We start from the raw sequence: 20,922 nt of genomic DNA, 5'->3' as shown, positions 1-20,922 counted from the left end.
TAATACATGAAAATAGCGGCATGCTCTAGTGTCCTTGCCAAAGCTTATGAGGAGAGAACAATGGAAGAGCTTGTGATCATGTGGGACTGGCTGGGCTTTGCGGTCCGCTGGCTTCACGTCATCACCGCCATTGCCTGGATCGGGTCGTCTTTCTACTTTGTCGCGCTGGATCTCGGCTTGCGGAAGGTTCCGCACCTGCCGGTCGGCGCGCATGGCGAGGAATGGCAGGTCCACGGCGGCGGTTTCTATCACATCCAGAAATACCTGGTTGCGCCGGAAAACATGCCGGAGCACCTGACCTGGTTCAAATGGGAAAGCTACGCCACATGGCTGTCGGGGGCAGGGCTTCTGATGATCGTCTATTGGGCCGGCGGCGAGCTGTACCTGATCGATTCCAGCAAGGCGGATCTCGCCCTGTGGCAGGGTATCCTCATCTCCGGCGCATCGCTCAGCATCGGCTGGCTGGTCTATGATTTCCTGTGCAAATCGCCCCTGGGGGAAAAGCCGACGGTGCTGATGGTGCTGCTGTTCGTGCTGCTGGTCGCCATGGGCTGGGGCTACAACCAGATCTTTACCGGCCGCGCGGTGATGCTGCACCTGGGTGCTTTTACGGCTACCATCATGACGGCAAACGTGTTTTTCATCATCATGCCGAACCAGCGTATCGTGGTGAAGGACCTGCAGGAAGGCCGCACCCCGGATGCCAAGTACGGCAAGATCGCCAAGCTGCGCTCGACCCACAACAACTACCTGACGCTGCCGGTGGTGTTCCTGATGCTGTCCAACCACTACCCGCTGGCCTTCGCCACCGAGTACAACTGGCTGATCGCGGCGCTGGTGTTCCTGATGGGCGTGACCATCCGCCACTACTTCAACAGCAACCACGCGGGCACCTCCAACCCGACCTGGACCTGGCCGGTAACCGCGATCCTGTTCATCGGCATCATGGCCCTCAGCCAGGCGCCGCTGCAGCAGGACAGCTACGAAGAGTCCGAGGCGCGGGAGCTGACCCGGAGCGAACAGGTCTTTGCCAGCAACCAGCATTTCGAGGACGTGATGAACGTCGTGCCCGGCCGCTGCGCCATGTGCCACGCGCGCGAGCCCTATTACGACGGCATCCGCCGCGCGCCCAAGAACGTGCTGCTGGAAACCCCGGCCGACGTGGCGAAATACGCCAAGGAGATCTACCTCCAGGCCGGTGCCACCGTGGCCATGCCCCCCGCAAACGTGACCCACATGGAGGAGGACGAGCGCGCGCTGATCCGCCGCTGGTACGCCAGCGCCTCCAAGGATCTGCCGTTTGCGCTTGCCGCGAACTGACGCAACCGCAGAACACGCCAATTCAGAACCCCGCCTGCACGGCGGGGTTTTCTTTGTGCGTCCGCCGAGCGCGCCGTTTCTGGTCAGCAGCCCGACACAAGCAATCTTCGGCAAAATATGCTAGTGTTTCAAAAGGAAGCGCGCCGTTGCCTCGGTTGCCTCACGCTCCGGACGGCGCGGGTCGCCACGCCCTGCTCCTGCCAGATGGCCATGCCCGCGGCAGCGGCCTCGCCGGGACCGGGGCAGACGAAGGAGGTCGCAAATGTACACAAAGACAATCGCAATCGGGTTCGCCCTCTGCGCCACCCTTGCCGCTTGCGGCGATACCACCGGCGAGCAGCTGGTCTATGGCGCAGGTGCTGGTGCCGCCGGGGCGGCCATTCTTGACGGCAATGTCGCCGCAGGCGCAGCTGTCGGGGCCGCCGCCAACGTGATCTATTGCAAGGAAAACCCGGGCCGCTGCTGATGCGTTCAGCACGGGCTGCACCCGCCAGCGCGGACGGCCGTGATGGGGTCTAGGTGCCAGCCTCGATCCGACGGAACGCGGCCATGCCGTGCTTGACCGCGTAATCCACGAACAGCCGGATCTTGGGATCCTGCAATTTACGATGCGGATAGAGACAACCGAACACCGTCGGCTCCGGCGGGGTGTCGGGCAGGATCTCCACCAACGCGCCGCTGCGCAGGTGCTGCGCCACGTCGAACCGCGGCTTGTTGACGATCCCGTGCCCGTCCAGCGCCCAGGCGGTCAGCACATCGCTGTCGTCGGCATCAAAACGGCCTGCGACCTCCAGCTTGCGCGGGCCGTCCGCAGTCATCAGCGTCCAGAAATATTCCGGAGAGCGCGGATAGCGCAGCAGCAGGCAGTTGTGACCGCTCAACAGATCCTCGGGCGTCTGCGGCGTGCCGTGGCGGTCAAGATAGCTCGGCGCGGCACACAGCACACGGCTGCAATCGGCGATCTTGCGCATCTTCAACGTGGAATCATGCGGCGTGCCGATGAAGAACGCCACATCCAACCCATCCGCCAGGATGTCCACCTTGCGGTCGGACATCCGCATGCGGATCTCGGTGGCGGGGTAGGCCTCGGCGAATCCGGGCACCAAGGGCGCGATGATGCGGCGTCCCACGCCCAAGGGCGCGGTCACCCGGATCACCCCGCGCGGCGCCTCGGAGAAATGCGCCACCACCGTCTCGGCCTCCTCGATTGATTCGAGCACCTTCTTGGCCTCGCCGTAAAACAGCTGCCCCACCTCTGTCGGGGTCAGCGATCGTGTGGTACGATTGAACAGGCGCACGCCCAGATGTTTTTCCAACTCCTTGATGCGCTTGCTCGCGACCGCGGGCGTCAGCCGCAGATCCCGCCCGCCAGAGGTGATGCTGCCCAGTTCGACGACCCGGACAAAAACGCGCAGAGATTCGAGATACGACATAGATAACAGTCCTTTGCGGGGCTTTTTGACGGCGGTACGGGAAATCCGCATTGCGCGGACACCGCCGCTGATACAGCCTGTTCCGACAGGCTTTAGCCTAAACATTTTCAACAGGGTGTTGAAAGCCTTTCGCGAATGCAGCCGTTAACCGTGGCAGTCGGAAAGTGTAAAAATGCAGCAACGCAGATCATGCTGTCTAGCGACGACTTTGGAGGCCAGATGGAACATCAAAACGACATTCGCCTAGTGCTGAACGGGCGGGAGGTTGCGGTCAAGGACGTGAAGGCGACCACGACCCTGTTGGATTTCCTACGGCTGGAGCAGCGACTGACCGGCACCAAGGAAGGCTGTGCCGAAGGCGATTGCGGTGCCTGCACCGTGCTGGTGGGCCGTCTGCAGGACGGCGCGCTGCGGTTTGAAACGGTCAATGCCTGCATCCGCTTCCTCGCCTCGCTGAACGGCTGCCACGTGATCACGGTCGAACACCTCTCCGGCCCCAAGGGCCGACTGCACCCGGTGCAGCAGGCGATGGTCGATTACCACGGCAGCCAGTGCGGCTTCTGCACACCCGGCTTCGTGATGTCGCTTTACGCGCTGTGGATGCAGACCCCGCAGCCGACTGAGGCACAGGTCGAAACCGCCGTGCAGGGCAACCTCTGCCGCTGCACCGGCTACGAGCCGATCGTGAAGGCCGCACTTGCGGTGAACCAGTATGGCACGCCCGCCAACGACTACCTCAACACCGAGCGTGCGGCGCTGACAGCACAGCTGGAGGCGATCCAGCCCAGGACCCGCGTCGTCACCGGCCCCGAGGACGACCGCGCCATCCTGCCGCTGGACGTGACGGATCTGGCCGAGGTTCTGGCCGAAAACCCCAAGGCCACCATCGTCGCAGGCTCCACCGACGTGGGCCTGTGGGTCACCAAGTTCATGAAGCCGATCTCGCCGGTGGTCTTCGTCTCCCACCTTGAGGAGCTGAAGGCAATCGACCTGACTGACGAGGCACTGACCATCGGCGCCGGTGTCACCTACACCGAAAGCGAGGCCGCCATCCGCGAGGCCTTCCCGCACCTGGTTGAATACTGGGACCGCATCGCCGGCTGGCAGGTGCGCAACATGGGCACCATCGGCGGCAACATCGCCAACGGCTCGCCCATCGGGGACACCCCGCCGGTGCTGATCGCGCTGGGGGCCGAGGTGACGCTGCAGAAGAAAGACGGCGCGCGCACGCTGCCGCTGGAAGATTTCTTCATCGACTACGGCAAGCAGGACCGCGAACCGGGCGATTTCGTCGCCTCGATCCGCATCCCGCGCCCGGCGAAGGGCCAGATTGACGCCGCCTACAAGATCTCCAAGCGCCGGGACGAGGATATTTCCTCGGTCGCGGCAGGGATCAGCGTGACGGTTGCCGATGGCACCATCACCGCCGCACGCATTGCCTTTGGCGGCATGGCGGCCACCCCGAAACGCGCCGCGGGCGCCGAGGCGGCGCTGGTCGGCCAGCCCTGGGGCGAAGCCGCGTTCGACGCCGCCGCCGAAGCCGTGAAGCAGGATTTCACCCCGCTCAGCGACTGGCGCGCCTCGGCCGAGTACCGCAGCCTGACTGCCAGCAACCTGCTGCGCCGCTTCTACCTGGAAAACGATGCGGACAAGCCCGGCGCCGTCCGGCTGGCCGTCGCCTGAGGAGAAATTGCGATGAAAGACCATCAGACCATCAGCGGCGCCGTGCATCAGGACCGCCAGCACGACAGCGCCATCAAGCACGTCACCGGCCGCGCCGAATACACCGACGACATCGCCGAACCCGTCGGCACGTTGCACGCTTACCTGGGCGTCTCGACCGTGGCCCACGCCCGGATCAAGGGCATCGACCTGTCTGCCGTGCGCGCCGCCCCCGGTGTGGTGGATGTGCTGACCGCCGAGGATGTGCCCGGCGTCAACGACATCAGCCCCACCGGCAAGCAGGATGAGCCGGTGTTCCCGACTGAGAAGGTCGAATTCCACGGCCAGCCGCTGTTCGCGGTGATCGCCGAAACCCGCGACGCTGCCCGCCGTGCCGCCGAACTGGCGAACGTCGATTACGAAGTGCTGCCGCACGCGCTGGACCCGGTCGAGGCGCAGGAGGCAGGCTATCCGATGGTCACCGACCCGCTGAAGCTGGAGCGCGGCGACGTCGAGGTCGGCCGGAAGGCCGCTGCCCACCGTATCCAGGCCCGGATGAGTATCGGCGGCCAGGACCACATGTATCTGGAAGGCCACATTGCCTTTGCCCTCCCCGGCGAGGACGAGGATGTGATCGTCAACTGCTCCACCCAGCACCCCAGCGAGGCGCAGCACATGGTGGCGCATGTCCTGGGTGTGCCCAACAACGCCGTGACCGTCAACGTGCGCCGCATGGGCGGCGGCTTCGGCGGCAAGGAAAGCCAGATGAACCTGTTCTGCGCGGTGGCCGCAATCGCCGCGAAGAAACTGAACCGCCCGGTCAAGATCCGTCCCGACCGCGATCAGGACATGACCGCCACCGGCAAGCGCCACGATTTCGTGGTGGATTACGATGTCGCCTTTGATGACGAAGGCCGCATCCAGGCGGTCGAGGGCGGCTTTGCCGCGCGTTGTGGCTATTCCTCCGACCTGTCCGGGCCAGTGACCGACCGCGCGCTGTTCCACGCCGACAACGCCTATTTCTACCCCAACGTGCTGCTGAAAAGCCGCCCGATGAAGACGAATACCGTCTCCAACACCGCGTTCCGCGGTTTTGGCGGCCCCCAAGGCGTGATCGTCGCCGAGCGGATGATCGAAGAGATTGCCTATGCCCTCGGCAAGGATCCTCTGGATGTGCGCAAGGCGAATTTCTACGGCGAGGAAGGCCGCGACCTCACCCCCTACCACCAGAAGGTGGAGGACAACATCCTCGACCGTCTGGTCGGCGAGCTGGAGGAAAGCGCCGAGTACCGCAAGCGCCGCGAAGAGATCATCGCCTTCAACAAGGATTCGAAGATCATCAAGAAGGGCATCGCCCTGACCCCGGTGAAATTCGGCATCTCCTTCACCGCGACCTGGTACAATCAGGCGGGGGCGCTGATCCACGTCTACAACGACGGTTCGATCCACCTGAACCACGGCGGCACCGAGATGGGGCAGGGCCTCAACACCAAGGTGGCGCAGGTGGTGGCCGATGCCTTCCAGGTTGATTTCGAGCGCATCAAGATCACCAAGACCACGACCGAGAAAGTGCCGAACACCTCCGCCACCGCGGCTTCGTCCGGCTCGGACCTGAACGGCATGGCCGCCCTCGACGCGGCAGAACAGATCGTCGCCCGGCTGACCACATTCGCAGCCGAGAAATACGGCGTGCCGGAGGCCGAGGTCGAATTCCTGCCCAACCGTGTGCGCATCGGTGGCGAGGTCGTCACCTTCGACGCGCTGGTGAAGGAAGCCTACATGGCCCGCGTCCACCTGTCGGCGGCGGGCTTCTACAAGACCCCGAAAATCCACTGGGACCGCGCCGCGGGCAAGGGTCGGCCGTTCTTCTACTACGCCTATGGCGCCGCCTGCTCAGAGGTGTCGGTGGACACGCTCACCGGCGAATACCGGGTCGAGCGCACCGACATCCTGCATGACGTGGGCCGCTCGCTGAACCCGATCCTGGACAAGGGCCAGGTCGAGGGCGCCTTCATCCAGGGCATGGGCTGGCTCACCACCGAGGAACTGTGGTGGGACAAGGAGGGCCGCCTGCGCACCCACGCGCCGTCGACCTACAAGATCCCGCTGGCCTCCGACCGGCCGCGCATCTTCAACACCCGGCTGGCCGAATGGTCCGTCAACAAGGAGCGCACCATCAAGCGGTCCAAGGCCGTGGGCGAGCCGCCCTTCATGCTGGGGATCTCGGTGTTCGAGGCGCTGTCGATGGCGGTGGCCAGCACCGCGGATTACAAGCATTGCCCCCGCCTCGATGCGCCCGCCACGCCCGAACGCGTGCTGATGGCGATCGAATCCCTCAAGGGGCAGGGCTGAGCCATGCACCGCCGCGCCACCCTTCACGACTTCCTGTCCAGCCACAAACATGTGGTGCAGGTGCGCCTCAGCCGCGTGCGGGGGTCTTCCCCGCGCGAGGCCGGCACCAGCATGTATGTGGCGGCGGAGGGCCTGTGGGGCACCATCGGCGGCGGCCAGCTGGAATACATCGCCATCGACCACGCCCGGCGGATGCTGCAGACACATGTCATCAGCGACACGCTGGACGTGCCATTGGGGCCGGAAATCGGCCAGTGCTGCGGCGGACGGGTGGAAATGAGGCTGGCGCAGATGCGCCAGGCTGACCGCGACAGCGCCCTCGCCGAGGAACAGGCGGCGCAGGCCGCCCTGCCGCATGTCTACGTGATGGGCGCAGGCCACGTTGGCCGCGCGCTGGCGGATCTGTTCCAGCACCTGCCGGTGCGCTGCATCCTGATCGACCAGCGTGCCGAGGAGCTGGCCCTGTGCAACGCGGATGTGGAGATCCGCCAAAGCGCCATTCCCGAGATCGACATCGCCACCGCCCCTACGGGCAGCGCCTTTGTCGTCCTCACCCACGATCACGCGCTCGACTTCCTGCTTGCCTCCGCTGCCCTGCAGCGCGGCGATGCGGGCTATGTCGGGCTGATCGGATCGGCCACCAAGCGGGAGAAATTCCGCCGCTGGTGCCGGGACCATTGCGACGGTCTGGCAACTGACCGTCTCATCTGCCCCATCGGGGCAAGCGGTAGCCGCGACAAGCGGCCCAGCGTCATCGCGGCCTTCGTGGCTGCAGAGGTGATCGCTGATCTGACCTATGAACCTGCCGCGTCCGCTCCATCACGGAGCATTGACCTGCCCAAATCGGGCAGCCAACCGGACGCAGGGGGAGACACGGCTGAGGAAATCAGCCGCTAAGGACTGCGTCCTCTTTGACAGGAGGAGGCCGCCATGACCACAGGGCGGAGCTACAGCTACAATTTCTTTGCGCGGAATGACTTCAGTGCATTCTGGGCCTTGTTCACCGACAACCTGATCAACCTGATCGTGCTCTCGGGCATCTGCCAGTTCGTGTTCCAGATGCCTGCGGACATTGTCTTTGGCCGCATCGTGCCGGGCGCGGCGGTGGCCATTCTGGCGGGCATCGCGGTCTACACCTGGATGGCCAAGCACGTGGCCGAGAAACAGGGCCGCGACGTGACCGCGTTGCCCTACGGCATCTCGACCCCGGTGATGTTCGTCTATCTGTTCGGCGTGATCGGCCCGATCTACTGGTCCACCAATGACGCCATGCTGGCCTGGCAGGTGGGCATCGGCGCGGGCTTCATGGGCGGCATCGTCGCCGCGATGGGCGCCATCGTCGGCCCCTGGCTCAAGCGAGTGACCCCGCGCGCGGGCATGCTCGGCACGCTCTGCGGTATTGCGCTGGTGTTCATCGGCACCGTGCCGCTGGCCACGATCTTCGAGAACCCCTTCATCGGCTTTGCCTCGATGATCATCATCCTCTGGGGTCTGGTCGGCCGCCACCGGCTGCCGTTCAACATCCCGGCTGGCCTTCTGGCGCTGATCGTCGGCACCGTAGTGGCGCTTGGCATGGGCGAGGCCTCGGTCTCCTTCGACGGCGTTGGCGTCTACCTGCCGATCCCCTACTTCGGCGACCTGATCGCGGGCATCCAGCATCTGTTCGCCAACCCTGAGCTGTTCCTGGTGCTGGTGCCGGTGCAGATCTACAACTTCATCGAGACGATGAACAACGTCGAAAGCGCTGAAGCGGCAGGCGACCATTACCCGGTCGGCCTCTGCCAGGTGACCGACGGCGTCGGCACCATGATCGGCGCGGTCTTCGGCTCGCCCTTCCCGACCACAGCCTATATCGGCCACCCGGCCTACAAGCGCATGGGCGCGCGTTCCGGCTACATCATCGGCGTCGGCCTGGTGATCCCCTTTGCCGCCTTCTTTGGCCTCTTGGCCTTCCTCAACAACCTGATCCCCGTGGCCGCCGCCGCGCCGGTGCTGGTGTTCGTCGCCCTCAGCCTCGTGACCAATACCGCGCATTCGGTGAAGACCGACCACATCGCCGCCGTCACCATCGCGATGATGCCGCATGTCTCGGCCTTCCTGGTGATCAAATGGGGCGCGCTGGCCGGAGCCCTGGGCGCATTGGGCGCCACCGGCATGGCACAGCTGGGCGATCCTGAGCTGACCGCAGCGCTGTTGCAGCAGGGGGCGCATTACGAAGGCCATCTGGCGCTCAGCCAGGGCGCGATCCTGACCGGGCTGATCTGGGGCGCCATCGTCGCCAGCGTCATCGACGGCGACTTCCGCAACGCGGGCGGCTTTGCCCTGGCGGCGGCGCTGATGTCGCTGGTCGGCGTGATCCACTCCGCCAGCCTGCACTGGCCCGAGTTCAGCGGCATCGCGCTCGGCTACCTGATCGCGGCGGGTTTCCTGTTCATCTACCCGATCTTCCACAAGGCGGAAGAGCGCACGCAGGACGACACACAGCCCCGCGCGCCGCATCTTCCGGCGGGCGAATAACCCCTCATGACACAGGGTCGGGGGCCCCGCGCCCCCGACCCGAAACCCAAGGACATCAAGGACATGACACCAAAACAGACGCTGCTACGCGGGCGAGTGCTGGATTTTTCCGCCGAACCGCAGGACCCCGAGGACACCGGCGCCTATGACTACATCGAGGACGGCGCGCTGCTGGTTGCAGACGGCATGATCCTGGCCAAGGGCAGCTATGGCGAGCTGGCCCGGCAGGCCCCGCAGGCCGAGGTGATCGACCACCGCCCCCATATCCTGATGGCCGGCTTCATCGACACCCACCTGCATTTCCCGCAGGTGCAGGTCACCGCCAGCTGGGGTTCGCAGCTCCTGGACTGGCTCAACAATTACACCTTCCCGGAAGAAACCCGCTTTGCCGATGGCGCGCACAGCGCCGAGATGGCCGGGCACTTCATGGACCTGCTGACGGCCCATGGCACCACCACCGCGGTGGCCTACTGCTCGGTCCACAAGGCCTCGGCCGAGGCCTATTTCGACGCCGCCGCCGCGCGCGACATGCGGATGATCGGCGGCAAGGTGATGATGGACCGCAACGCCCCCGACGGCCTGCTGGACACACCGGTCAGCGGCTATGACGACAGCAAGGCGCTGATCGCCCGATACCACGGCCGGGGCCGCGGGATGTATGCGATCACGCCGCGCTTCGCGATCACCTCGACCCCGGCGCAGCTCGAGATGGCGGGCGCGCTGGTGCAGGAACACCCCGAGTGCTACGTGCAGACCCATCTGTCTGAAAACCATGACGAAATCGCCTACACGGCAGAGCTTTACCCGCAGGCGCGCGACTATCTGGATGTCTACCAGTCGAACGGCCTGCTGACCGAAAAGATGCTCTTGGGCCATTCGATCCACCTGCAGCCGCGCGAGATCGATGCGCTGGCGGAGACCGGCGCCAAGCCGGTGTTCTGTCCGACCTCGAACCTGTTCCTGGGCAGCGGGCTGTTCGATGATGCGGGCCTGCGCGACCGTGGCATCACCAATGCCATCGCCACCGACATCGGCGCCGGCACCAGCTATTCGATGCTGCAGACCCTGAACGAGGGCTACAAGATCCTGCAATTGCAGAACCAGAAACTGCACCCTTTGCGCGCCTTCCACTGGATCACCCGCGGCAACGCCCAGGCCTTGGGGCTGGAGGACAAGATCGGCACGCTGGAAGCCGGGACCGAAGCCGACATCGTGGTGCTGGACGCTCGCGCCACCCCGGCGATGGACCTGCGCATGCAGCGCGCCGAGACCCTGTCCGAGGAGCTGTTCGTTCTGCAAATGCTCGGCGACGACCGCGCCATCGCACAGACCTACGTGGCAGGGAAACCCATGAAGCCGGTTTCTTGATCACCGAAAACGCAACCGGCAGCCGCTGTAACAAGCGGCTGCCATGCTTGCCTGAGTACAGGTATTCCTTGCTGGCTTCACACCAACGCAACTGCCACCTGCGCAGACCAGCAGGCGGCAGTCATCAGTTTAGGATCTTGTCTGCATTCCTTGCTCTACGGGCTGCAGACAAGAGATCACGCAGTGGCCACTGCTCGCGCTTCGCGCTTTTCATCCCGCGCAAAGAAGATCAGGTAGAACACCGGCGCAGCGACTAGGGTCAGCACGGTGGCAAAGGCGAGGCCGCCCATGATCGTGATGGCCATGGAGACAAAGAAAGCATCCGTCAGCAGCGGCGCCATGCCAAGAATGGTGGTCACTGCGGCCAGCATAACGGGGCGCAAGCGCGAGACCGACGCCTCGACAATGGCCTCCCGCAGCGGCTTGCCGGTTTCACGCACCAGGTCGATCTCCTCGACCAGTACGATGCCGTTCTTGATCAGCATGCCTGACAGGCTGAGCAGGCCAAGAAGCGCTGTGAAGGTGAAGGGAAAGCCGGTGCCCAAAAGACCAATGACCACGCCGTTCACCGACATCGGCACCAACAGCCAGATGATAATCGGCTGGCGCAGGGCGTTGAACAGCAACACCGAAATCAGAACCATGATCAACAGCGTGACCGGCAACTGTTTGCCAAGGCTTTCGTTTGCATCGCCAGAGCTTTCGTGTTCACCGCCCCATTCCATCATGTAGCCCGGCGGGATCTCCATTGCCTCGATGGCGCCCTTCACCTCGGCAAAGACCGTTGCGGCGGTCATATCCGGTGGAATGTCGGCCCCGACCGTCAGGGTTGGGACCCGGTCGCGGCGGTGGACGAGGGTATTTTCGACCACCACGTCAATTCCGTCGATCATCTGTTCCAGCGGGACAGTGCTGCCCGACGACGCGGAGAACACGACTTGATCGTAGATGTTGTAGGTCTGTTCAGGCGCGCGACGTACCACGATCGGGATCTGCCGGTCACGCTCACGGAAGACGCCCATCTGTAAGCCGTCGGTCGAAAACTGCAGCGCATCCGCGATGTTTTCCCGGGTGACACCGGCGGTCTGCGCGCGGTCGGTCGCGTAGATCGGCTTCAGCGCGACCTCCTGCTCGCGCCAGTCATGTCGCGGCATCAGGATATTGGGAGAGGCGGCTTCAAGCCGTTCGATGGCTTCACGACCCAGTTCGCGCAACACCTTGGGATCCGGACCGGAAAACCGTACCTGGATCGGGTCACCGCCGCCCGGACCGAAGACAAGCCGCTTGGTGCGGAATTCGCCCTCGGGGAACTGCGCCTGACCAAAGGCTTCCAGCTCCGCCTGAAGTGGCGGGATCGCGTCCAGGGTCTCGGTGCGAATGATCAAATGACCATAGCTGGGATTGGGTTTCTCGGCCGAATAGGTCAACATGAAGCGCGTGGCGCCCTGGCCCGCGAAGGAGGCGACCGAGACCACATCGTCCCGCTCGGCCAGCCAATCTTCAAAGACTTTCAAATGCGCGCTGGTTGTCTGGATCGATGTCCCTTGCGGCAACTTGTAGTGGACGAAGAACAGCGGCGTGTTGGAGTCCGGGAAGAACTGCTGCCGGACCTGGCCAAAGCCGATGAAACAGACCACGGTGATGCCCGCAAGCCCGGCAACCACCAGCCAGCGCAGCTTCAACGATGCGCGCAGTACGGCCCCATAGGCGCGAAACAGCAGCCCGCCATAGGCGTCCATGCCGCCCTCCGCCCCTTGTTTGAAGAAGTAATGCCCCAGCAGCGGCGTCGCGGTCAGCGCCAGCAGCCAGCTGAGCAGCAGGGAAATCGCGATGACGGCAAACAGCGAGAACAGGAACTCGCCCGAGGCATCGGGGCTGAGACCGATCCCGGCAAAGGCCATGATGCCGATGACGGTCGCGCCCAGCAGCGGGATTTGCGTTTTGGCTGCTGCCTCGTGAGCCGCTTCGCGGGAGTTTCGGCCGCGCGACATCGCGATCTGCATCCCTTCGGCAACCACAATGGCATTGTCGACCAGCATGCCCATGGCAATGATCAGCGCACCCAGCGAAATCCGCTCCATCTCGATCGAGAAGAGATTCATGAAGAGCAGGGTACCCACAACCGTCAGCAGCAATGTGCTGCCCACCACCACGGCGGCGCGCCAGCCCATGAACAGCGCCAGCACCACCACCACGATGGTCACCGACATCGCCAAATTCACAAGGAAATCGTTGGAGGCCTGCTCGACAACCACGTGTTGTTGATAGATTGGTTTCAGATCAACACCGTAGGGGATCTGTCCGTCCAGTTCCGCCAGCTTGGCATCGACCTTCTTGCCAACTTCCACGATGTTTTCCGAGGAAAGGCCCGCAATGCCAAGCGTGAAGGCTTCGACACCGTCATAGCGAATGATCAGGTCGGGATCGTCGATGCGGCCACGATGAACATCTGCCATGTCGACAACGTTGATGACCTCGCCTTGCCAGCCGATCGCCAGACCCTGGATTGCGCTGACGGAGTCTGAACCTTCGGGTGCGTTCAGCCTTGTGTCCGACGGGCCTGCATCCAGTCGACCTGCGGAGCGAACCGAATTGGCGGTTGCAAGGGCATTGCCGATCGCGTCGATCGGAATGTTCTGGTTCACGGCAATCGCCATTCTGGGTTCGACGAAAATGGCCTCTTGCGGCAGGCCTGCGATCTCAACATCCGCCACCCCGTCTACGGTCAGCAGTTCGCGTCGCAGAAACGTGGCCAGCTCGTGTTTCTCGGCGTCCGTGTAACCTTCGGCGGTCACGGCATAGAACAGGCCAAAGACATCGCCGAAACCATCGTTGACAAAAGGCTGGCTGACACCCTCTGGCAGCTGCCTGGCCGCATCGCGGATTTCCGCACGCAGCTCGGTCCAGATCGCGGGCAGTTCGGTGCCGTCGTAGGTGTCCTGCATTTCGACTTCGATCAGGGAGTGCCCCGGGCGGTTGACCGAAGTGATGCGCTTTACCTGTCCCATCTTCTGAATCGCGGATTCCAGCGGTTCAGAGACTTCCAGGGCCACCTGTTCGCTGCTGGCACCGGGATACTGGGTCGAGATGACGGCGGACTTGATGGTGAAGGCCGGATCTTCGAGCCGCCCAAGGTTGAGAAAGCCCCAGATCCCCCCCAACAACGCGGTCAGCATGATGATCCAAGTGTAGAGCGGCCGATTGATCGACCCGCGTGCAATGTCCATCAGTCTGCCCTCAGTTTCCAAAGCCGGTGAAGCGGCTGACCGACTGGCCATCCTTCAGCGCGCCGCCCCCGGTCAGCACGATTTCCTCGCCGCCGCTGAGACCGTCAGTGATCCGGAAATCACCGTTCTGTGTTGCCTCAACCTGGACCGGGGTCCAGGTGACGGTACCTTCAGAGGCTCCGGTCGGAGAAAACACCATGACGCCCGTGCGACCATCCGTGTCTGCCACAAGGGCGGTGGCCGGTACCCGGATTGCCGCACTCCCTGTGTCGACCCGCACGTTGACGGTTGCTGACGCGCCGGGCAGGATCTGACGGTCGGCGGGTGGATCAAGACGCAGGGTCACCCGGTAGGTTTGGCCGATGCTACTGGCCTCGGCATCGTATTCCAGCATTTCCAGGGGGTATTCGGTCGACTGGCCGGGAAACTGCGCGGAAATCGTCACGACGTCGCTTTTATCGGCCTGCTGAAACAGGATCTCCGGCACGTCGACCTTAATGTGCAGTTCCGACATGTCATGGAGACGCACCACCGGGGTGCCGGCGCTGATCGTGGTGAATTGTTCCACCTCCCGGCGCGAGACAAGGCCGTCAAACGGGGCGTTCAATGTGGCGTGCTCCAGGGCGTATTCGGCATCGCGCAACGCCACCCGGGCAAGACCTGCTTCGGTTTCGGCGTCGTCGATCGATACCTGGCTGACGGTCCCGGTCAGTTTTTCCAGACGCGCCACGGTCCGGTCAGCCTGCTCCTTGCGCAAGCGAGCCTGTTCCAGTTGCAGTTCAAACGGCTCAAGATCCAGCTCGGCGATCAGGTCACCCTTGGCCACCGTTCCTCCCTCGGATACCGGGTACTTCAGTATCTGCCCGCTGACCTGAAAGGCCAGGTCCACTGTCTGTTTGGCGGCGACTTGGCCGAAGAATTGCCGTTCCAGCAAAAGAGCTTGAGACGTGGCTGTCATCAGTTTGACAGGCTTGACGGGCTCCTGGGCCAGGGCTGCGGATGAGAGAAGAAACACTCCCAAGATCAGGGTTAAACTATTCTTCCAAGGCATCTATGTCTCTCTTTCCGGGCGCGGGTACGTCACGCGCAAACTATTTGGTTCGAGGCCGCGTATCATGCATCAGGCCGATCCCCATAACCCGCTTCGGGACGGGGCAGGGGGCTAAACTGTCGGCATCATCAAGACATGATGCCATGGGGAGCACGGTTTCACGTATGCTTGGCGAAATCTTCCCCCGGCTGGCAGACGGCTCCAGCACTGACCGCATGGTGCTTAATCCATGTAAAAAGAAAATCCTGTGAACAAGATCACAATTCCGAGATGCAGCATGGGATCTCGACTGGAATTTGGCGGTGGTGTTGCATGTATTTCGGCGACGTCATGTTTTACGAGGCTCAGGTCGTATGCCGAAATTGGGCATTGTCCGCAATTGATCGTCAATGGCGGACCCGACGTCAGCCTTGAGCGACGCTAGCCCGCGGCCAAGTTTTGCACTCTTGGCCAAGTTTCTCAGTGGCTATAGTTCATACCAAAAACGGCCACCCGGAAGGGCGGCCGCTTGTTTGGAAGGAAGGGTGCGGACCTAGCCGAGCTGCACGCTCAAAGGGTCGTGCGCATAGACCCAAGCCGGATCTTCCGGCTCTTTCAGCCAGGTATTTGCGTTTGAGATGGTCTGCACCTTGGTTGCCCGCTCGCGCCGGGTGTTCTCATAGATGCGGAAGGCGGTGGCGTAATCCGTGGTTCCGGTTTCCACCAGGCTGCGGGTCAGCACAGCGGCGTCCTCGATCGCCATGCAGGCGCCCTGGGCCATATGCGGACGCATCGGGTGGCAGGCATCGCCCAAAAGGCAAAGACGCCCCTGGCTCCAGAGGTTGAGCGGGTCGCGGTTCCAGAACGGCCATTTGGTGACTTCCTCGGTGGCGTCGATCAGCGCGTTGACCATGGGGTGCGAGCCGCCGAAGATCGCCTCCATCTCGTCGCGCGAGCTGTCAACAAAACCGGTGTCATGCTCCCAGCCGTCCACCGGCACGCCGGTGACGTAGTAGTACTCCGACCCGTTGCCCTTGGTTGCATAGGCCATGATGTGGCGCGACTGCTCCCACCACCATTTGACGCAGGGTTCAAAATCCAGGCCGGAGGCGCGCAGCTTGTCCATGTTGACCAGCGCCCGGTGCCCGACCCAGCCGGAGAACCGGGGTTTTTCGACACCGAGCAGTTTCTCGCGGATCACGGAGTTGATGCCGTCCGCGCCGATCACCAGTTTCGCCGAAACCTGCTTGCCATTGGCGAAGGTGAGTAGCACGTCGTCATCGCGTTCCGTGATGTCGGTCAGCCGATGGTCAAAGTGGAGCCGGTGCTGTGGCAATGCGGCGATCTGTTCCGCATGCAGGTCGCCCCGGTGAATAGTAATATAGGGCGCGCCATATTCCTTCTTGGCAAAATCGCCCAACTCGATGCGGGACAGATACTCGCCGGTCAGCCCGTCGCGAGAGTACCAGTAATCCGGGTGCGAGCCGATGGAGGCCAGCCGGTCCTCCAGCCCGATTTTGCGGAACACTTTCATTACGTTGGGGCCAATGTGGATACCCGCGCCAAGGCGGGTGAACTCCGGCGCCTGCTCGAACGTGTGTACCGAGAAGCCCGCTTCATCCAGCAGCGCCATCGCCGCAGCGCCGCCGAGACCCGCGCCGATAACGGCGATGTCCACCTGTTCGATCGAGTGCATGTCAGTTCCTCTCTGTCACAAATTATATTGTTTGTGTGCTAACAAATATTCTGCCGCCGGTCCAGATTAAAGCAATGGGAAAAATGCAAGTTTCAATGCAAACCGCCCTGTTTTCGTGTGAAACAGGGCGGTTGCAGGGGAAGGAATATTTGTTCTTACGCATACAAAGATTGCAACGGGCGTCAATCCCACTGCGGCAGGTCCGGTGCATAACGGGCGCGGACATAGGAGGTGAGTGATTCGATCTGTGTTTCGCTCAGCTCGCCGCCGAAGGCCGGCATGTCGCGCAGATCGTGGCTCATCGGTGCCGTCAACCCGTCGCGGATTACGGTCTTCATCGTTTCGGGCGAGGGTGCGCGCACCGCCGCGGACTGGCCTAGCGGCACATGCGCCGCCGTCACGGTACCGGACAGCGCCGGTTCGTGGCAGGTAGCGCAGGCGCTTTCAAACAGGCGGTGAGTGGCGTCCGGCGCGGCAGGCAGCACCGGGGCAGGGGCGGTTGCCGCAATGCCGCTGATCTGAGACGCCAGATAGATCGCAATGGCGCGGATATCGCCATCCGGCACCGAGGCGAGGCTTTCGACCACATCGGCCATCGGTCCCGACGCCGCGGCGCGCCCCGGCGCGACGCCTTCGCGCAGGTAGCTATAGAGACTGTCGGCGTCCCAGCCGCGCGCGCCTGCGGCCTCTCCTGCCAACGCCGGTGCAAACCATCCTTTGATCATCGCGCCGGACAGCGCTGCCGGGCCGGTCTTTTCTGCCCCCAGCGCGTTGCGCGGCGTGTGGCAGGCGCTGCAATGGCCGACGCTCTCTACCAGGTAGCGGCCGCGGTTCCATTCTTCGGACTGGGCGGGATCGGCGGCAAGTGCCTCCGGGCGGTGGAAGAGCGCATTCCAGACCGCATTGCTGGCGCGAAGGTTTGCCGGGAAGACCATCTGCGCTCTAGGCGCCTCTGCCTGCACCGGCGGCAGGGTCTGCAGATAGCCATAGAGCGCGTACATGTCCTCGCCGCTCATCTTGGCGAAGGATGTATAGGGAAAGGCCGGGTAGAGGTTGTGACCGTCGCGGCTGATCCCCTGGCGCATGGCGCGGTCAAAGGCAGTGAAGCTCCACCCTCCAAGACCGGTGTCCGAATCCGGGGTCAGGTTGGTTGTATAGATGGTGCCAAAAGGCGTTTCCACCGGGCGGCCGCCGGCATTTGGCAGACCGCCGTCTGCAGTGTGGCAGGTGGCGCAGTTGCCGGCGGCAAAAACCTGCGCACCGCGCTCCAGCAGCTCTGCCGAGAAGCTGGCCGCGCCGGGGGCGGCCCCTGCGGGGATCGCGCGGGCCATCGGAAGGGCAACCGCGCCCGCGGTCAGCGCGCCGCCAAGGGCCGCAGCCATCGCCAGCATTCGCGGTTTGCGCCGTTTTCGCGCCGGGGCAGGGGCGGGCAAGGCGGAGGTCCCCATATCGTGCGGAGCAATCCCCAACGCGTCGCGCATCCGCTCCGGGGTAAAGGGCGCCTCGCGCATGCGCACGCCGGTGGCGTCGAAGATCGCGTTGGCGATGGCGGCGGCAGAGGGCACCGCGGCGCTCTCGCCCACGCCCAGTGCCGGTTCATCCGGGCGTTCCATCAGCATGGTTTCGATCTCGGGTACCTCCGGGAAGGTGCTGATCGGATAGGTGGCCCAGCTTTGCGGCGTCACCGTGATCTCGTCAAAGCTGACCTCTTCCTTCAGCACCCGGCCTGCGGTCTGGTTGACGTTGCCATGAATCTGATGGCGCACCCCGTCTGGGTTGATGACCAGACCCTGGTCCTGACCAACAAAGACGCGGGTAAGGGTAACCTCGCCGGTCTCCATGTCGACGGCAACGTCGCAAATCCAGGCTGCAGCCGCGGCCGCAGTGCCGGGAAAGGGGCCGTGGACATAGGTGGCATAGGCAAAGCCGGTGCCATAGGCCATCCGCCCCTCACGGCGCAGACGGGGTTTCTCGCGGGCGTCCCAGCCTGCGGCCTCGGCGGTGCGCCGGATCAGCTCGGCGGCGCGGGGATCGTCAATGTGCTGCAGGCGGAAGGCAACCGGATCCGTGCCTGCCTCATGCGCCATTTCGTCGATGAAGCTTTCGTGGGCGAAAGTGTTGGGCAGGGCTGAGACGCCGCGCATCCAGGCGGCGCGCACGATTGGCGCCATGTCATGCACGGTGATGCGCTTGTGCGGGATACGGTAGGGCGGCACCGTGGTGCGGTCACCCATGTCCGAGGGGCGCGGTTCCGGCGAGACGGCGCCGGTCAGCAGCAGCGCAAGGTTGGGCCCACGGTTCGAGGGATACCAGGTGTCGAGGCTGTAGGCGTGCAGCGCCCCGTCCTTCAGGCCGCCGGAAATGTCCATCAGCTGGGCGGCGCCCTTCGGCTCCCACAGGTGTTCCTGCGACCGGGTCAGCTGCACCCGCACCGGACGGCCCAGAGCGCGCGCCATCAGCAGTGCATCGCCACAGACGTCATCGGCGCAGTTGCGCCCGTAACAACCCGCCGCCTGATAGCGCCGGATCTCGATGTCTTCGGGCGCAAGGCCGGTCAGCGTCGCAAGGTCGCCGCGCAGCATGTGGGGGTTCTGGCTACCGGACCAGACCACCGGCGCGCCGCCGTTCCAGTCGGCCACCGCGCAAGACGGCCCGATGGAGCCGTGCAGATGATAGGGCCAGACATAGGTGCGTGACAGGGTGGTTTCGGACTCGGCCATGCCGCGGTCGAAATGGCCGGTCCGGTCCAGCGCGCGCGGGGTCGAGGGCTGGTTGCGGATCGCATGTCGCAGGTCGCTTAGGTCTGGCGCCGCGGGTGGCTGACGCCACTGCACCGGCAGCGCCTCGGCGATGGCCTGCGCCTGATCGGCGCGCTCTGCAGCAACGCCGAGAAAATCACCCTGCCGCACCACCGCAATGAAACCGGGCATGTGCTGCACGCCGGTCTCGTCCCAGCCGATCAGGCTGGTGCCGATGAAGGGGCCGCTGTCGCGCCCGGTATAGGGCGGGCGGATCACATGGCCATGGATCATGCCGGGCACATCAACGTCGTGGATGTAGGTATGCTGTCCCGTGACCTTGGCAGGCAGATCCTGCCGCGGGGTCTTCTGGCCGACAATGGAGTAATCCGCAGGCGATTTCACCGGGGTGGACAGATCGAGCGGCAGTGACTCTTCACGGCCTTCGAGCAAAGCCTCGTAGGGGACGGCGGTGTCCTTCCAGAGGATCCGGCCTTCGCTCAGCGCCACACCGTCATTTGGTGCGTTCAGCCGCCGGGCACCGCGCCGGGTAAGCTCCTGGCGCAGTTGGGCAGCAGCCGCGCGCAGGGGAACAGCGGTCACCTGGATGGTTTCCGAGGCGATGGTCGGCCCCTGGTCGGGGGTGCGGTTGGTGTCCCCGAGGACGACCTGCACGCGGCTGAGCGGCAGTCCGGCCTCTTCGGCGACGATCTGAGCCAGGGCGGTCTGGATGCCAGTACCCAGATCCACGTGCCCGTTAAAGGCGGTCAGCACGCCACTGCTGTCGAAGGTGACGAAGATTTCGCGCCCGGCCTCCGTCTCGCGGTGGATCGACAGGCTGCCAAAGGGGAGGTCGGTCATGCGGGGTGCGCCTTTGCGGTCTTGGGTACGGGCGCAGTGGCGGGCTGTGCCTTGGCGGCGGCCATCAGCCGCGCCGCGTGCTGCACCGACGCGATGATTTCCTTATGGGTACCGCAGCGACAAAGGTTATGGGTCAATGCTGCCCGGATGCGCGCCGCATCCGGCTGCGGCTCCTGCCTCAGCAGCGCCACTGCACTCATCACCATGCCGTTCAGACAGTAGCCGCATTGCGCGCCTTCCTCAGCCACGAAGCCCGCCTGAACCGGGTGCAGGGCGCCGGTTTCACGATCCGCGAGCCCCTCCAATGTCGTAACTTCGCGACCTCTGACCTGCCCCGCGCGCATGACGCAGGCCCGCGCCGGGGCATCGTCCACCAGAACCGTACAGGCGCCGCACTGGGCCATGCCGCAGCCGTATTTCGGCCCCTTCAGGCCCAATTCGCTGCGCAGGATGTCAAGCAGCGTGCGGTGCGGGTCGACCGACAGGTCGTGCCCCGTGCCATTGACCTGCAGATGCAGTGTTTTTGCCGTCTCCGCCATGCAGAGAGCCTCCCTTGTCGTGTGCAGCATGTCCTGTGGACCGCTGCGCCCTTGGTATTTTTGGGTGTATACAAACAAGTTTTTCGGCGTAGCGCAATGGTCGACCACTGCATTTTCCCGGCATTGGCCCGCCACGTTAAGGGAATGTCTAAAATGTGGGCACGCAAACAGTCTGAAAA

General features: G+C 63.9%; 12 protein-coding genes and 1 pseudogene. 7 read left to right on the top strand and 6 right to left on the bottom strand.

Going from position 1 to position 20,922, the window contains the following annotated elements:
- The first annotated feature begins 60 nt into the window (after positions 1–60).
- Together AB9K35_RS06105 and AB9K35_RS06100 are read left to right on the top strand one after the other, a co-directional pair.
- The gene (locus AB9K35_RS06105) at positions 61–1,320 is read left to right on the top strand and encodes a urate hydroxylase PuuD (protein ID WP_369924897.1); all 1,260 of its coding nucleotides are present in this window, start codon (positions 61–63) and stop codon (positions 1,318–1,320) included.
- Positions 1,321–1,582: 262 nt separating this feature from the next.
- Positions 1,583–1,786: a hypothetical protein gene (locus tag AB9K35_RS06100; RefSeq protein WP_222455999.1), complete on the top strand. Its 204-nt coding sequence runs from the start codon at positions 1,583–1,585 to the stop codon at positions 1,784–1,786.
- A gap of 49 nt (positions 1,787–1,835) precedes the next feature.
- Here the strand turns inward: AB9K35_RS06100 and AB9K35_RS06095 are convergent, their stop codons facing one another.
- Positions 1,836–2,753 carry a LysR family transcriptional regulator gene (locus AB9K35_RS06095; protein WP_222455998.1) on the bottom strand — a complete coding sequence of 306 codons (918 nt, stop codon included), beginning with the start codon at positions 2,751–2,753 and terminating at the stop codon, positions 1,836–1,838.
- A 219-nt stretch (positions 2,754–2,972) separates the two neighbouring features.
- Between AB9K35_RS06095 and xdhA the strand changes: the two genes are divergently transcribed.
- The 5 genes and pseudogenes from xdhA to guaD all read left to right on the top strand — a co-directional run bounded on the left by xdhA (position 2,973) and on the right by guaD (position 10,652).
- A complete protein-coding gene (xdhA, locus tag AB9K35_RS06090; protein ID WP_369924896.1) occupies positions 2,973–4,436 on the top strand; it encodes a xanthine dehydrogenase small subunit in 1,464 nt (487 codons plus the stop codon).
- A 12-nt stretch (positions 4,437–4,448) separates the two neighbouring features.
- Positions 4,449–6,767, top strand: a complete 2,319-nt coding sequence (gene xdhB, locus AB9K35_RS06085; RefSeq protein WP_369924895.1) for a xanthine dehydrogenase molybdopterin binding subunit — start codon at positions 4,449–4,451, stop codon at positions 6,765–6,767.
- 3 nt (positions 6,768–6,770) lie between these two features.
- The gene (gene xdhC / locus AB9K35_RS06080; protein WP_369924894.1) at positions 6,771–7,664 is read left to right on the top strand and encodes a xanthine dehydrogenase accessory protein XdhC; all 894 of its coding nucleotides are present in this window, start codon (positions 6,771–6,773) and stop codon (positions 7,662–7,664) included.
- Positions 7,665–8,604: 940 nt separating this feature from the next.
- Positions 8,605–8,685 (top strand): annotated as a pseudogene (locus AB9K35_RS06075) (hypothetical protein); the annotation flags it as partial.
- Between the two features lie 662 nt (positions 8,686–9,347).
- Complete coding sequence (guaD, locus tag AB9K35_RS06070; protein WP_369924893.1) at positions 9,348–10,652, top strand: guanine deaminase; 1,305 nt, start codon at positions 9,348–9,350, stop codon at positions 10,650–10,652.
- A 176-nt stretch (positions 10,653–10,828) separates the two neighbouring features.
- Here the strand turns inward: guaD and AB9K35_RS06065 are convergent, their stop codons facing one another.
- The 5 genes from AB9K35_RS06065 to AB9K35_RS06045 form a co-directional block, all read right to left on the bottom strand.
- Positions 10,829–13,879, bottom strand: a complete 3,051-nt coding sequence (locus tag AB9K35_RS06065) for an efflux RND transporter permease subunit (protein WP_369924892.1) — start codon at positions 13,877–13,879, stop codon at positions 10,829–10,831.
- 10 nt (positions 13,880–13,889) lie between these two features.
- On the bottom strand, positions 13,890–14,930 hold the full coding sequence (locus AB9K35_RS06060; RefSeq protein WP_369924891.1) for an efflux RND transporter periplasmic adaptor subunit: 1,041 nt from the start codon (positions 14,928–14,930) through the stop codon (positions 13,890–13,892).
- 532 nt (positions 14,931–15,462) lie between these two features.
- The gene (locus AB9K35_RS06055; protein ID WP_369924890.1) at positions 15,463–16,605 is read right to left on the bottom strand and encodes an FAD-dependent monooxygenase; all 1,143 of its coding nucleotides are present in this window, start codon (positions 16,603–16,605) and stop codon (positions 15,463–15,465) included.
- Positions 16,606–16,787: 182 nt separating this feature from the next.
- Positions 16,788–20,204, bottom strand: a complete 3,417-nt coding sequence (locus tag AB9K35_RS06050) for a molybdopterin cofactor-binding domain-containing protein (protein WP_369924889.1) — start codon at positions 20,202–20,204, stop codon at positions 16,788–16,790.
- Positions 20,201–20,743 (bottom strand): (2Fe-2S)-binding protein, encoded by a 543-nt coding sequence (locus AB9K35_RS06045; protein ID WP_369924887.1) that lies wholly within the window; start codon positions 20,741–20,743, stop codon positions 20,201–20,203. The genes AB9K35_RS06050 and AB9K35_RS06045 overlap by 4 nt, the downstream gene beginning before the upstream one ends.
- Positions 20,744–20,922: the final 179 nt, after the last annotated feature.

It is taken from the genome of Leisingera sp. XS_AS12 (genome assembly GCF_041224635.1).
GTDB lineage: Bacteria > Pseudomonadota > Alphaproteobacteria > Rhodobacterales > Rhodobacteraceae > Leisingera.
Note: the sequence above shows the minus strand (reverse complement) of the source record. Positions and strands in the feature narration are given on the sequence as shown.